We start from the raw sequence: 14,118 nt of genomic DNA, 5'->3' as shown, positions 1-14,118 counted from the left end.
CCCCACCCACCCTCGAACGGCGCAAGACGATCAGCTACTCCATACCGGTGTATACAGCCGGCCTCTCGGTACTGGTCCGCAAAGATGCCGCCGAACCCCTGCTCAACGCACTCAACGGCAAGGAGGCCAACTCCGGCCCGACTTGGCGGGCAACGATCAACCGAGGCCTGGCCAACCAGACCTACGCCACCATCGAGGGCGGTGTGACCGAAGACTGGATTCGCGAACGGATGCGTATGCTCGGCGTAATTGCTTCGCTGGTGACCGTGGCCAATATCCAAGAAGGTGCCGGGATGGTCGCCGCGCGCAAGGCCGACGCATTCTTCGCCGAACGCATGCTGCTGAAAAGCCTGGTGGCCAGGGGAAACGCCAATAACGAACTGATGGTCCTGGACCGTATTTTCGAGTACACCCCGGTGGCCATGATCGTGGAGCGCGGTGACGAAGACTTCCGCCTCTTGGTCGATATGGCCTTGAGCGAGGCTTATCGTTCAGGTGCCATCGAGCAGGGCTACGACAAGTACCTGGGCGGGATCAACGAGACGATGAAAAAACTGTTCCGTGCCTATGCATTGCCTTAACGACAGCCGTTACCTGCAGGCCGCCCGCGGGCGGCCATTGCTACAGGGTCTTTATGAATCTGATGACAAGAAAGCCCTGAATGCAATGGCTGGAATCTTTCATATCAGGTAGCAAACACCGTTCTTCATTCGCCGATAGATGTAACAGGCCGCTTAGGGGTGGGTGGGGGGCGCCATACAGGTCGCACCGCCCGCTGTCGCCCGGTGTAACTGCGACATAAGGTTTCCCGCCGTAATCACCGCTGCCGGCGACATGGGGCAGTTTCCCGCGGCCAGCGCTTCTGCGATCCAGGTATTGCAGGTGTAGGAAAGCGAATAGCTACCCTCGGCCTGATAGAACCGGCTTTCTCCATACAAGCCAGGCCCGAGCGACGCCAAGGTACCCGCCGCCGAGCGGGTGAAGGTTCCGGCCACGAACGCGAGCAGTCGCCGGTAACCGTCCTCCGTTACCCGCACCTCGATGACCTCGCTTGCGGCGAAACGCCGCCTGGGATCGCCATCAACCCTGACCACATGCAGCACGGCTGCCGTCGACCCGAACAAGGCCCGCAGGGCCAGGCCCAAGGTGGCCTGGGGGGCTCGGTAAAAGCCCTCGTCGCCCCAACCGAGTTCAACGAAGTCGCCATCGCCGAACGCGTCAGCCAGTGCGGGAAGCACCTGGAGCAGATCGGGACGCGCAATCACCAACCCGGTATGCAGGCCATGATTCACGACATGGAAGGACCGCCAATCACCGCCCTCGCCCTCGCCCCGCGGCGGGGCCGGCGCGGTAGCGCAGCCTAACAGCGTCAGGATCAGGGCCAGCACTACAATGCGCGTGCACAAAGGGTTGGAGCCTCGCTAACGAACGTGGCAAAACCCGGCAGGGGTTCGGTGCTACAAGCATAGAAGCTGGCTCGCACCATCAAGCAGGCATCCATGGGCCGGCGCGGCAGTCAGAAATCGGCGCCGGCAATGTCTACGAGCCCACGATCCCGGCAAATGAAAGCGGATTCGGTCCGGCTTGCGATGCGCTGATGGCGCACAAAAATCACCATCATCGTCTACAACTTGAGTAGATGAGACTTCGCTATCGACTCGGATTGTTCTCGGTTCCGCGGTTGGTTGTTACCCGGTCCATGAACCGACCCATTCCGGCCAACTGACACAACCAGCAACATGGAGTTCGCCATGACCAAACGCCTTGTCGTTTGCTGCGATGGGACCTGGAACAATCCACAGCAAGAAGACAACGGGCTGCCCGCCCCTTCAAACGTCTTCAAGATTCACAACGCCATTGCCCTCCCCGATAGCGACAAGTACTACCACCCCGGTGTCGGTGGCGAGGGTGGTGTCATCCGGCCTATCGCCGGTGGCGCCGTCGGTGCCGGCATCTCGAGGCATATTTGCAGTGCCTACCATTGGCTGGCGAACAACTATGAAGAAGGCGCCGAGATTTACCTCTACGGTTTCAGTCGCGGCGCATTCACCGCTCGCAGCCTTGGCGCCTTTCTCGGTCGTGGCTTGCTGAACCTGGCTGGCGTCAAGCCAGCCGAAGCCTGGCTACGCGTTCACAGGGCCTATGAGGAAGGTTATCGAGCCGAGCGCCCGGTGAAACAGGTCAATAAAAACTGGAAGGCGTTCCATGCCGGCGGTGCAACGCCAGTGCGTTTTATCGGGGTGTGGGACACCGTGGGTGCGCTAGGTGTGCCGGATGACTTCGAGTTGCTCAACCTCTTCGATAACCCCGATGCCTGGCGTTTTCACAACACTGATCTGGGCGATCATGTGCAGACCGGCCGACACGCCATGGCGATCGATGAAATGCGCTCAAGCTTCTGTGTCACCCGCTGGACCAATCGCCACACCCATAAAGACGTATCCGAACTGTGGTTTCCGGGTGTGCACTCGGATGTAGGCGGCGGTTATGCCAGCAGTGGGCTTTCCGATGGCGCGTTGTTGTGGATGATCAAGGAAAGCGAGCGAGCCGAGCTGCCCTTCCACTCCCACGTTCAAGCAGCCATTTCGCCCAACCCTTTGGGGGTTTTGCATAACTCATACAAAGGTGCATTCGCCAAGCTCCGTTCAAGACCCCGAAACCTGCCGGCGATGCACCCCACGTCCCGGGAGTTTCATGAAAGTGCACTGGTACGACAGAAGAACTCGCCCCTTGAGTACCCGGCGTACTACCCGACAACCCTCCTCGGCAATGACGGTGACAGTGTCTCGTTCAATGTCTATGCGAATCAGCACTGGAACCGTTCCGGCCTGTATCTGGAAGCAGGAATCGAATACACCTTCAACGCAACCGGTGAATGGCGAGACAGCGAGGATGCCTGCGACTGGAAAGGCACTGAAGACACCAAATTGACCATGGGTGACATCATCCGCAACTTCGCCGGATTCATGGGCGCCGCCGAGCCGATCTACAGCAAAATCACCGGCAACAACGGTGCAGACTTCATGTTCACCAAACGCGTCGAAGACAAGAACTGGTTCACCTTGATCGGAGCGATCACCAACGACAACGGAAGCGTTGCGGCTGTCAACAACGATGGAAGTCCCCTCGCGCACCAGTATGTCGAGTTGTACCAGTATCGAAAGAAGCCGCTGGTGTTGAAGCATCCGGGCTATCTCTACTGTTTTCCGAACGATGTGTGGGGCTTGTATGGCAATAATTCCGGAAGCTTGCGTGTGACGGTTACTCGGGTACGTAAGGCGCCTTAGTAATGGGGGGTGGGGGGCTATCGGCCGATTCCCGCCCCACACCAGGGGCGAGTCAATGACCGAAAGAACATTCAGAGGAACATCTCTGAAGTACATTATGGAGCCGGGGGCAAGAAGCCCGAGATTGCGCATTTTTTTGATAGCCAAGTCATCCTGTAGCAACGGCGGCATCTCTCTCGCCCCCTCTTCCTTACCCCCAGCTTGACGAAACAGGTGAACAACCCAATCGACACCGTGATGGGGCATCCCGGCAATCAATGTCTATGCTTTGACCTGTGTGCAAAACGCTCCCACCCGTAATCCATAGCGCTGCTGCCAACAAAAGAAAACAGGCCCATGAAACCGATCCCCTCCCTTGCCGTTGTTGCCCTTGCCTCGATCATGGCCGCGATCGGCTTTACGGCCCATGCAGCCGAGGTGCCGTTGGGTAGCCATTCCATGGAAGGTCACATCGTCACGCGGGTGCTGGCCGTTGATCCGGCGAATCATCAGGTCACCATAGAAGACGCCAACAAAAGCCCGGTATCCATCCAACTCACGGAAAAAGCCAAGACCCTGAACAATCTGAAAGTTGGCGACAAGGTTGATATCCACGTCGTTCGCACGGTCGCTTATGTACTCGACACGAATGTCGACGCTGCACCGGGGGTCAGCAACGAATCAGTGGTTGTCCGTGCCACCCAGGACAATCCTGATCCAGGCGGTGAGGCGGTTCGCAGGGTCAAGATCACTTCAAAGATCACTCGCATTGACTTGAAAAAGCATGAAGTGACCTTGCTTCCGCCGGAAGGCGAACTGACCGTCCTGAAGGTCGAGGACCCGCAGCTTCAGGCCCGAATGAAGAAGCTCCAGGTGGGTCAGACAATCAACGCCATCTACACCGAGGTCATGAAGATCAAAACCTCGCGTTAAGGTGCCTGACAAGCAAAGGCCTTGAAGAAGGCTGCTGCGGACGCTTCGATATGACAGATTTGTTGAATGCTATCGCGCTTGGATTACTGGCGTTACTGCCACTGACCAATCCGCCTACAACAGTGGCTTTATTTATCGCTCTGAGCAAAGGCCTTACCCAAAAAGAAAAAAACAGACAGGCGCTTGCAACTTCGCTCTATGTTTTTCTCATCATGGCACTGACCTATTACATCGGTGAGTTTGTGATGGACGCTTTCAACATTTCCATTCCGGGCTTGCGAATGGCAGGCGGCGGCATTCTCATAATAATGGGCTTGAAAATGCTCTTCCCGCCGCCTGGCCAGGCTTCTGCCGCCGCCAACAGCTCAAAGGAACAGGCCAGTTTCGCCTTCATTCCGCTAGCCATGCCCAGTACGGCCGGGCCTGGAACCATCGCAATGATTATCAGCTCTTCCGCGACCATTAAACACAGCACATTATTTCCAGCCTGGGTGCTATTAACCGCGCCGCCGTTAATCTTCTTGTTTACTGCGATTATTCTCTGGGTCTGCCTGCGCAGCTCAGGATTAATCATGAGAATAACAGGGGAATCAGGCATTGATGCGATATCACGCCTGATGGGCTTTCTACTCGTCTGCATGGGGGCTCAGTTCGCCATAAACGGGTCGGTGGAAATCGTGCAAACCATCATTGACAATAACTTTCATTTACCCCGCCCTCAGTAGCTCAATCTCCAGGCTACGGGCGGCTAAAACGTGGGTGTCTGCTACCCTTAGTTCTGTTATCTAGGTCGGCTGTTTTCACTCCCTGACATTGATCCAGCCTTCTCAAGCCAGCCTGACCACATGAGGTGGGGCAATGCGCACTTCTCTACTCTACGCAGTGTCCGCTGTACTGGCTCTAAGTGGATTTTCTTGCCTGGCGCAGTCGCCGCAGGCACCCGCCAACGCCGCTGATACTGCGCCCCTGACGGCACCGGCCAAAGATGTGGTGTTTACCCAGGAGCAGTTGGATCAGATGCTGGCGCCCATTGCGCTCTACCCGGACCCACTGTTGGCACAGGTGCTGATGGCCAGCACCTACCCCGGGGAAATTGCCGAGGCGGTCACCTGGTCCAAAGCCCATCCGGACGCCAAGGGCGATGATGCGGTCAAACAAGTGTCGAACCAGACCTGGGATCCGAGCGTACAGGCGCTGGTCGCGTTCCCACAGGTCCTGGCAACGCTCGGACAGGACCCCGTCTGGGTGCAGCGCCTGGGCGATGCCTTTCTGGCGCAACCTGACGATGTCATGAAGGGCGTGCAACGCTTGCGTCATCAGGCGCAGGCCGCAGGCAACCTGCAGAGCAACCAATACCAGAACGTGACGGTTCAGACGGCACCGGCACCGGCAGCCCAGGCTCCTGCCCCTGCCAGCAGCTCCACCACCATCGTCATCGAGCCTGCCGACCCGCAGGTGGTGTACGTCCCCACTTACAATCCCACCACTACCTATGGCACCTGGGCCTACCCTGCTTCGCCGCCCGTCTACTATCCACCGCCCCCCGCATATTACCCCGGATCGGCCCTGATGGCCGGGCTGGCGTTCGGCACCGGCGTGGCGATCGTCGCCTCGTTGTGGGGTGACTGTGACTGGGACAACAACGACATCGACATCGACGTCGACCGCTACAACAACATCAATCGCAACACCCAGATCAACAGGAACCAGAACAAGTGGCAGCACAACTCCATTCACCGCGATGGCGTTCCCTATCGAGACAGCAAGAGCCGTCAGCAGTACGGCCGACAACTGGATGGTGCCAATCAACGTCAGGCATTTCGCGGGGACAATGCCCAACGCGCCCAGGCGCGAGAAAAGGCCCGCAGTTCAATGGACAGACACGGTATCGAACGACCGGCCACCACTAATCGCCAGGCCCGTGATCAAGCGCGCAGAGCGCAGTCCGAACCCTCGGTCGGTAATCGTATGCAAGCCGGGGCAGACAGACCGAAGGCGTCTGACAGAAGCCAAGGCACGGGCAGAAACATCCGGGAAAATCAGCAGCCCAGACAACAGACCGCCCAGACGGGTCAGCGCCGTCAGGAATCCCAGGCGCGCCAAGGAACGCAAAAGCGCCCGACCGCGAGTGCCGGCAGCGCCCGCAATAACGCATTCGCCGGCGCACGCTCGCCGTCCCGATCGAACGCCCAGGCCCTGCGTGGCCGTACCAGCCAGGCATCCGCCACGCGCCCCAGTGCTGCGCGATCCGCCGGTCACCAGATCAGCAGGCCGTCCAGTCCTCCCATGCGCCAAAGAGGGGGGGGCCGGCGTTGAAAAACCATCCTCAAGAGAAAGCATTCATGGGCTTGCTACCTCGTATCCTGATGATCGGCAGCCTGGCATGGTCATGCGCGGTTACGGCACAGCAGGCATTTCCAACCCCGGAAAAGGCTGCTCAGGCGTTCGTCGAAGTACTGGGTACGAAACACGCCGATCAGGCACGCCTGACGCAGCTGCTGGGTGAAGACTGGCGCAGTTTCATCCCGCGTGGTGGCGTCCAGCGCAGTGACGTGGATGCGTTTTTGAAGCTTTACCGCGAGCAACATGCCATCGAAAAAACCGGTGAGCGCAAAGCTGTCCTGTCGGTCGGCAGTGACCACTGGACACTGCCGATACCCCTGGTAAAAGCCGAAAAGGGTTGGCGTTTCGACATGAAGGCCGGTAGCGCCGAAATCCGCACGCGGCGAATCGGCAGCAACGAACTGGCCGCGGTGCAATCGGTGCTGACCTATCACGACGCCCAGATGGACTATGCATCAGTGGACCGTGACGGGGACGGTGCCCTTGAATATGCGCAGAAAATCTTCAGCTCTCCCGGCAAGCACGACGGACTTTATTGGGCGGACGACGACAGCGGTCAAATCAGCCCATTGGGACCGCTGTTCGGCAAAGCCATCGCCGACGAAGACTGGCATGGTTACCACTTCCGAATCCTCGACGGACAAGGTCCCTCGGCACCTGGCGGCGCCTACAGCTACCTCATCGGCGACAAGATGAGCCGTGGCTTTGCCCTCATTGCCTGGCCGGCGAAATACGATGACACCGGAGTTATGAGTTTCATGATCAGCCATGAGGGCCAAGTGTTTGAGAAAGACTTGGGACCCGAGGGTTATAAACTGGCGCAGTCGATGAAGCGGTTTGATCCCGATGACAGCTGGCAGGAGGTCACCGTAGATCAGTAGCCGTAACATTCACCTTGCTTCCGCCAGCGGGCAGTCAAAGACATGCTTCACCGCTCATCTCAAGAGACTGTAATCGGCCAAAAGCAGTCATTTCCCACTCCTGGAACATGCCCATCAGCTATAGATTTCAGGATTGAAACGACCTGTCAGGATTTGGGCTTAAGCATTAGTAACGCGTTAATGTCAGTTGGTAACGGGCGATACAATTACGAATCTGTCGGGTAGAACCCGGCAGGATAGCCTCCGCAGGTCCACGCTTTGGCTAAGCGTTCGCGCAAATGGCTAATGCCGATCAGATGGACTCAGCTCCACCGGGGAATTTTACGTAAACTTTACGGGTAGCCATGTTGACTCAATTGATACTGTGCGGCGCTCATCAGCCAGGCGTTTTTTATGTCCATTGCAGTACTGCGGCTTATCGGATTTATCCTGGGTATTTTTTTGATCACGTTGGCCGTAAGCATGGTTATTCCCATGTTTACACTGGTGGTTTATGAGCGCAGTGATGATCTGTCGGCGTTTCTCTGGTCGAGCCTGATCACCTTCGTCTGTGGACTGGCGCTGATTATTCGCGGGCGTCCAGAGGTTGCCCAACTTCGTCCACGAGATATGTACCTGTTGACCACGACCAGTTGGGTTGTCGTCTGCGCCTTTGCGGCTTTGCCGATGGTGCTCATCCATCACATCAGCTACACCGATGCGTTTTTTGAAACGATGTCCGGCATCACCACTACCGGCTCGACGATTTTGACGGGGCTGGATACCGCGTCACCAGGATTACTGATTTGGCGCTCGATGCTGCACTGGCTCGGCGGAATTGGTTTTATCGGCATGGCCGTGGCGATTTTGCCTTTGTTGCGAGTCGGCGGCATGCGTTTGTTTCAGACAGAATCTTCAGACTGGTCAGAGAAAGTCACACCACGCTCTCACGTCGCGGCGAAATATATTCTGGTGCTCTACCTCGGGCTGACCGGGGTGTCCGCTCTGGCGCTATGGGTAGCGGGAATGACGCCTTTCGAAGCGATCAATCATGCGATGTCATTTATTTCAACGGGCGGCTTTTCAACCTCGGATGCATCCCTGGCGCACTGGCCTCAACCGGCTATTCATTGGGTATCCGTGGTCGTCATGATTCTCGGCAGCCTGCCTTTCACCTTGTATGTCGCCACACTACGGGGCAACAAAAGTGCGTTATTAAAAGACCATCAGGTGCGAGGGTTCATTGGTTTTCTGGTGATTACCTGGCTGCTATTTGGTACGTGGTTGTGCATTAACAGTGACTACAGCTGGTGGGAAGCGTTTCGTATCGTGGCCGTCAATGTAACCTCGGTGGTCACGACCACGGGTTTAGCCCTCGGGGATTACACCTTATGGGGCAGCTTTTCTGTTTTGCTGTTTTTCTATTTGACCTTCGTCGGCGGCTGCTCCGGGTCTACGGCGGGAGGGCTTAAAATATTCCGCTTTCAGGTCGCCTCCTCCTTGCTGATGGGCAGCCTGAATCAACTGATTCATCCTCGTGCGATGATTCGGAAAAAATACAACGGCCATCCCATTGACGAAGACATCGCACGTTCACTGCTGACCTTTTCATTCTTTTTCACCATCACCATCGGTGGCATTGCCCTGGGGTTGGCGCTGATCGGTCTTGATTGGACGACAGCCTTAAGCGGTGCTGCCACCGCAGTTTGCAACGTGGGTCCCGGACTGGGGACGATCATTGGTCCAGCAGGCAACTTCTCGACCTTGCCGGATGCGGCAAAATGGCTGCTGACGGTCGGCATGCTCTTGGGAAGGCTGGAAATTCTGACGGTGCTGGTGCTGCTCACACCAGTCTTTTGGAGGTACTAATTGAGTCGATAGCGACGGTCTGGCCAAGACCGTCGCAGTGGATGGTCCGACTTCTGTCTGCTCTGCCATTTCCAGAGCATCATCGACCTCGATGCCCAAGTACCTGACAGTGCTTTCGAGCTTCGTATGCCCAAGCAAGAGTTGGACTGCTCTCAAGTTTTTTGTCCTGCGATAGATCAACGATGCCTTGGTTCGCCGTAGCGTATGAGTGCCGTACATGGTTGGGTCAAGGCCAATGGCGGTCACCCACGCTCAGGAAAAATGCAGGTGCGGTTCTAAATATACCTATCCCACGCCCCCCTCCGAGTGGCCGCCGACTGTCCCGCAGGCCGCCCGTTCAGCTCATCGGCCGACGATTGCCCTTGTCATGAAATGAAAACTCTCTGTCGTGCGATGCGAGGTGGCCGCAGGCGCTGCTGCCCTAGAGTCGTTGCAAAACAACACAGCGCCCGGAACACGAGAGCCGCCATGAGCAGATCCACCCGAACGAGTGAGACCGCAACCCCCACCCAGCGCCCCCCGGCGACCGGCCGAAAGCGTCGCGCTCGCAAGGATGGCGATCTCCCGGACAACATCCGGCAACAAGAGCTGATCGGCACGGCCGCCAAACAGACCCTGGCAGGCAATCCGCTAGTCAGCCTGCGCGCGGCGGACCTGGCCAGTTCGGCCGGCTACCTGCTCAAGGCCGTGGGCAAGTCGCCGCTCAAGGCTGGCGCTCATCTGGGTGGCTACCTGAAGGCGCTGCGCGGCATCGTCGGCGGCAACTCCAGCATCGCGCCAGACCCGAAGGACAAGCGCTTCGCCGATCCGGCCTGGCAATCCAACGCCTTCCTGCGCGCACTGCTGCAGAGCTACCTGGCCGGCCAAAGTGAGCTGACCCGTTTCATCGAATCCACCGACCTGGCCCCGCAGGAAAAGAGCCGGGCCCGGTTCGTGGCCGCGCTCCTGGCCGATGCAATGGCGCCGAGCAACTCGCCGCTGACCAATCCGGCGGCGCTGCGCAAGCTGGTGGACACCGGTGGCATGAGCCTGGCCAGGGGGGCCCGCCAGTTCGGCGAGGATATGCTGACCAACCGTGGGCTCCCGAGACAGGTCGACAGCACGCCGTTCAAGGTGGGGGAAAACATCGCCACGGCCAAGGGCGAAGTGGTGTTTCGCAACGAGATGTTCGAGCTGCTGCAGTTCGCGCCCACCACCGAAAAGGTCTTTGCCCGGCCCTTGGTAATGTCGCCACCGCAAATCAACAAGTACTACGCCATTGACCTGTCGCCGGAGAAAAGCCTGATCAAGTGGATACAGGACAGCGGCGTGAACCTCTTCGTCATCAGCTGGCGCAATCCCACCCGCGAACACCGCGACTGGGGCTTGTCCGATTACGCGCTGTGCCTCGACCAGGCGGTGGACGTGGCACGCAGGGTCACCGGCAGCCCGGATGTGAACATGTGGGGCTCCTGCTCGGGCGGCATCACCCTGGCGGCCTATCTGGGCTGGCTGGAGGCCCGTGGCGAAGGCCACAAGGTGGCCAACACCAGCTGGGCTGTGTGCGTACTCGACATGCCCTCGGCGCTGGACGACACCACCCTGGGGCTGTTCACCACCCCGTCCGCCCTGCGCGCGGCCAAGGCCAGCTCCCGGCGCAAGGGCGTGCTGAGCGGCCAAGGCATGGCCCGCATGTTCGCCTGGATGCGGCCCAACGACCTGATCTGGAACTACTGGGTCAACAATTACCTGCTGGGCAATAAGCCACCGGCCTTCGACATCCTGGCCTGGAACAACGACACCACGCGTCTTCCCGCCCAACTGCACGCGGACTACCTCGACCTGATCCAGCAGAATCCCTACAGCAACCCGGGCTCACTGGAGATTGCCGGCGAGTCGATCGACATGACTCAGGTGAAGGTGGGAGCTTATGTGGTCGGCGGCACCACTGACCACATCACCCCCTGGCAGGGCTGCTACGGCACCGCCCGGCTGTTTGGCGAGGACACAACCTACGTGCTGTCCAATGCCGGCCACCTGCAAAGCCTGGTGAACCCGCCGGGCAACCCCAAGTCGTTTTACTACGCGGCGCCTGCCGCGGCCGAAACCCCGGAAATCTGGCTGCACAACGCCGGGGAGCGCCAGCAAGGCAGCTGGTGGCCGCATTGGCGCGAATGGATCGGGCAGCGCTCGGGCGACAGCCGGCCGGCGCCGAAGAAACTTGGCTCGCGCAAGTACCCGCCCCTCTGCCCCGCACCTGGCACCTATGTCATGGAGCGTTGAGGCAACCCTCTCGTCCTCAACAAGCCACGCTCCCCCAGGTTGTGCGCAGCCCCCTGTGGGAGCGGGCTTGCCCGGGTAGAAACCGGGGACATCCTTTACGTTTTAAACCGAAGCCAGCGTCTCGACCAGGTACACCATCAGCGTTTCGGTCGTGGTCTGCGGGTTAACGGTAAATAAAGTACTGGGTGTTCGCGGCGTGGCCTTTATGTCGGCCGTAGAGGGGAAGTGAAAGTCGAGGACACGCTCGGCGGCCTCGTTGAGCTTTTTTTCATCGGGTTCGTAGGGGATGCCGGATCAGTGTCTGGGGGATTGGGTGTGACTTTGAACATAGGCTAGTTTTCCAGATTGGGTGCCACCCCTCCTGCGACTAAACGGGAGGGAGGCAGCTGTGCGCAGGTTAGTCGACCGGGGAATCTAGCAAAGCCGGCGCGCCCGAAGGCGCCCTGCGCACAGCCACCATCGAGCGCAGGCATCGAACTACCTGACTGATGAGTTTGTGCAACTCTCTAAATATCCAACCGGGCGACTAAACCGGCAGTGACGCGAATCAAGTTACCGATGGCCCCCAAAGCGCACAAGCCGGCGGATTCTGGCGTAACCGTAGGCAGCGGCGCAAGGTTTTGTAGCTTTCAACGGGTAACTGTAGGAGCCTTTAAACAAACACTTTCAGGGGATGTTTAACGAGTAGGTACGCACTTCCTACACGAAAAATAAATCCGTCCCCTTTTTCGTCCCTAATCTACGAAATCGGTAGCTGTGCGTCGTGATGCAATAAACTCATCACTACAAATTAGCCACAACTAGCCTGCATATTTCCGACAACGGCCAGTTGCTTTAAAGCCACAATCCTTTTGAGGCTCCAGCATTATCCATGCTGACGGTGCTGTTCGAATCATCATGTTCGCCAGCAGAAAAAGCTGCCCCTTCAATATGGTAGACCCTCGGTTCTTCCGAAAAATATTCCTCCAAGCCCATCATGAACACCCGATGGTCTTCACTCTCTTCGAAGCCCGGCGTGTGATCCTCAAGTGAAGCCCAGCGCACTATCAAGTTGAATAGCTGGGGGGTTTCAATCCCTTGCGCGAGCAAGTGGCCGCCGTAACCCTTTGCGCGGGTGAGCAAAGGAGCGACTTCGGCAAATGCACGTTTGAACATTTCAATGCGTTCTTTGTGGACGGGGAGCAGAGCGATTTCATAAATCATGGCGTTCCTCTGATACGACTTAAACGATTAAAAGTACGCATTTACGAGATGAGCGATGGCTCGACTGCAATCGCGATTTTTCCTTGAATGCCGTTGTTGGGGCTCTCCAACCGGGCATGGGCGAGCGCAATGTCGGCAAGCGCATAGACGGCGCCAACGTGTGGCCGCAGCTGACCGCGCTCTACCAATGCGCTCAGCTCATCCAGCTTGCCGCGGTTCTGTCTGGTGAAAACGAAGTGATAACTCGCGTTCTTGCCCCAGGCCTGAACGAGGTTTTGCGGCTGGGCAATGTCCACAATCGAGACCACGCGGCCAAGTTGAACGAGCACGTCAGGGCTGCGCGACAAAGTGTTGCCGCCGATGGTGTCGAACACCACATCGACTCCGCGGCCATCCGTTTCCCGATTGATGGCGTCGACGTAATCCTCCTTTTGGTAGTCGATGACCACATCGGCACCCATGCTTCGTGCGAACTCAAAGTTTGCTTTGCGCACGGTCGTGAAGACCCGCGCTCCAATGGCTTTTGCCAACTGGATCGCTACATGACCTACGCCTCCCGCGCCGCCGTGTATCAGAATGCTTTCCCCCACTCTGAGCGCTGCGCGCACGGTCAGTGCTTCCCACACCGTCCCGCCAACCAGGGTCAGACTTGCCGCCTCAAGATGGCTCAGTGATGGCGGCTTCTTCCCGATAATGCTTTCGGCCGCAACGTGGTACTCGGCATAACTTCCTGGCCCGTCAAATATTTGCGGGGTGTACCAGACTTCGTCTCCCGGAGCGAAGGTCGTCACACCCGGCCCGACTTCTTCGACAACGCCCGATACGTCGTGCCCGGTAATGGCCGGCAGTTGCACCAAGTCGGGATAATCGCCACGTCGAACCTGATAATCCAAGGGGTTGATGGAGGTTGCGTGTACCCGCACCAGGACTTGACCCGCACGCGGCACTGGCTTGGGCACGTCGCAGAATTCGAACGATTCCGGGTCGCCAAATGATTTAAGCACCATCGCTTTCATAGAAAATCCTCGCATCGACAAAAAGGGATATCGAGATATCTCGATATCATGTGGTAAAAAAAGTTACAGATCTTTCCCTATGATTTCGGCAAGCGCACTGATGGTTGCTTCATTGCGTTTGTAATAGGTCCACTGGCCGATGCGCCTGACTTCGACCAGGCCCACTCGTTGCAGAGTTGCAAGATAACCAGACACCGTTGACTGCGACAACCCGATACCTTCCTGAATACTGCTGACGCAGACCCCTACCGTGAGAACGTCACCCTCATCCTGGGGAGGGAAGTTCTTTACGGGGTCCTTCAAGCCTTTCAGGATTTCAAGGCGTGTAGGATTTGAGAGGGCTTTGAATATTTCGAGTAATTCCAT

Annotated in this window: 12 protein-coding genes and 2 pseudogenes; 8 read left to right on the top strand and 6 right to left on the bottom strand. The window is 57.9% G+C overall.

All coding sequences use genetic code 11. The annotated features are described in order from the left end of the window. Positions 1-581 (top strand): transporter substrate-binding domain-containing protein (locus tag FFS64_RS26340; RefSeq protein ID WP_137807729.1); only part of this gene is annotated, 581 nt, incomplete at its 5' end. 153 nt (positions 582-734) lie between these two features. Here the strand turns inward: FFS64_RS26340 and FFS64_RS26335 are convergent. Then, positions 735-1,388, bottom strand: a complete 654-nt coding sequence (locus FFS64_RS26335) for a DUF2459 domain-containing protein (RefSeq protein WP_171017138.1) — start codon at positions 1,386-1,388, stop codon at positions 735-737. 363 nt (positions 1,389-1,751) lie between these two features. On the opposite strand from FFS64_RS26335, the gene FFS64_RS26330 reads away from it, so the two are divergent. From FFS64_RS26330 to FFS64_RS26305, 6 genes are all read left to right on the top strand, one after another. Continuing rightward, entirely contained in the window at positions 1,752-3,287 is a 1,536-nt protein-coding gene (locus tag FFS64_RS26330) for a DUF2235 domain-containing protein (RefSeq protein WP_137807727.1), read from the top strand. Between the two features lie 336 nt (positions 3,288-3,623). Next, positions 3,624-4,199 (top strand): hypothetical protein, encoded by a 576-nt coding sequence (locus FFS64_RS26325; protein ID WP_137807726.1) that lies wholly within the window; start codon positions 3,624-3,626, stop codon positions 4,197-4,199. Between the two features lie 50 nt (positions 4,200-4,249). Further along, positions 4,250-4,924 carry a MarC family NAAT transporter gene (locus FFS64_RS26320; RefSeq protein ID WP_137807725.1) on the top strand — a complete coding sequence of 225 codons (675 nt, stop codon included), beginning with the start codon at positions 4,250-4,252 and terminating at the stop codon, positions 4,922-4,924. A 133-nt stretch (positions 4,925-5,057) separates the two neighbouring features. After that, positions 5,058-6,515: a DUF3300 domain-containing protein gene (locus FFS64_RS26315; protein ID WP_137807724.1), complete on the top strand. Its 1,458-nt coding sequence runs from the start codon at positions 5,058-5,060 to the stop codon at positions 6,513-6,515. Between the two features lie 26 nt (positions 6,516-6,541). Next, entirely contained in the window at positions 6,542-7,423 is an 882-nt protein-coding gene (locus tag FFS64_RS26310; RefSeq protein WP_137807723.1) for a DUF2950 domain-containing protein, read from the top strand. A gap of 393 nt (positions 7,424-7,816) precedes the next feature. Then, complete coding sequence (locus FFS64_RS26305; RefSeq protein WP_137807722.1) at positions 7,817-9,271, top strand: TrkH family potassium uptake protein; 1,455 nt, start codon at positions 7,817-7,819, stop codon at positions 9,269-9,271. A 48-nt stretch (positions 9,272-9,319) separates the two neighbouring features. On the opposite strand, the pseudogene FFS64_RS31875 reads toward FFS64_RS26305, so the two are convergent. After that, positions 9,320-9,523 (bottom strand): annotated as a pseudogene (locus FFS64_RS31875) (tyrosine-type recombinase/integrase); the annotation flags it as partial. Between the two features lie 216 nt (positions 9,524-9,739). Here FFS64_RS31875 and FFS64_RS26295 point away from each other — a divergent pair. Further along, positions 9,740-11,533 (top strand): alpha/beta fold hydrolase, encoded by a 1,794-nt coding sequence (locus FFS64_RS26295; protein WP_137807721.1) that lies wholly within the window; start codon positions 9,740-9,742, stop codon positions 11,531-11,533. A 105-nt stretch (positions 11,534-11,638) separates the two neighbouring features. Here FFS64_RS26295 and FFS64_RS31870 read toward each other — a convergent pair. The 4 genes and pseudogenes from FFS64_RS31870 to FFS64_RS26275 form a co-directional block, all read right to left on the bottom strand. Continuing rightward, positions 11,639-11,862: pseudogene (locus tag FFS64_RS31870) on the bottom strand (DUF6124 family protein); the annotation flags it as partial. A 505-nt stretch (positions 11,863-12,367) separates the two neighbouring features. Beyond that, positions 12,368-12,736 carry an antibiotic biosynthesis monooxygenase gene (locus FFS64_RS26285; RefSeq protein WP_137807720.1) on the bottom strand — a complete coding sequence of 123 codons (369 nt, stop codon included), beginning with the start codon at positions 12,734-12,736 and terminating at the stop codon, positions 12,368-12,370. A 41-nt stretch (positions 12,737-12,777) separates the two neighbouring features. Beyond that, positions 12,778-13,752 carry a zinc-dependent alcohol dehydrogenase family protein gene (locus FFS64_RS26280; RefSeq protein WP_137807719.1) on the bottom strand — a complete coding sequence of 325 codons (975 nt, stop codon included), beginning with the start codon at positions 13,750-13,752 and terminating at the stop codon, positions 12,778-12,780. 63 nt (positions 13,753-13,815) lie between these two features. Further along, positions 13,816-14,118 carry a helix-turn-helix transcriptional regulator gene (locus FFS64_RS26275; RefSeq protein WP_095195290.1) on the bottom strand — a complete coding sequence of 101 codons (303 nt, stop codon included), beginning with the start codon at positions 14,116-14,118 and terminating at the stop codon, positions 13,816-13,818.

The sequence above is a fragment of the Pseudomonas sp. G(2018) genome (assembly GCF_005502415.1).
Lineage (GTDB): Bacteria > Pseudomonadota > Gammaproteobacteria > Pseudomonadales > Pseudomonadaceae > Aquipseudomonas.
The sequence above is the reverse complement of the archived record's forward strand: the minus strand, read 5'-3'. Positions and strand labels throughout refer to the sequence as shown.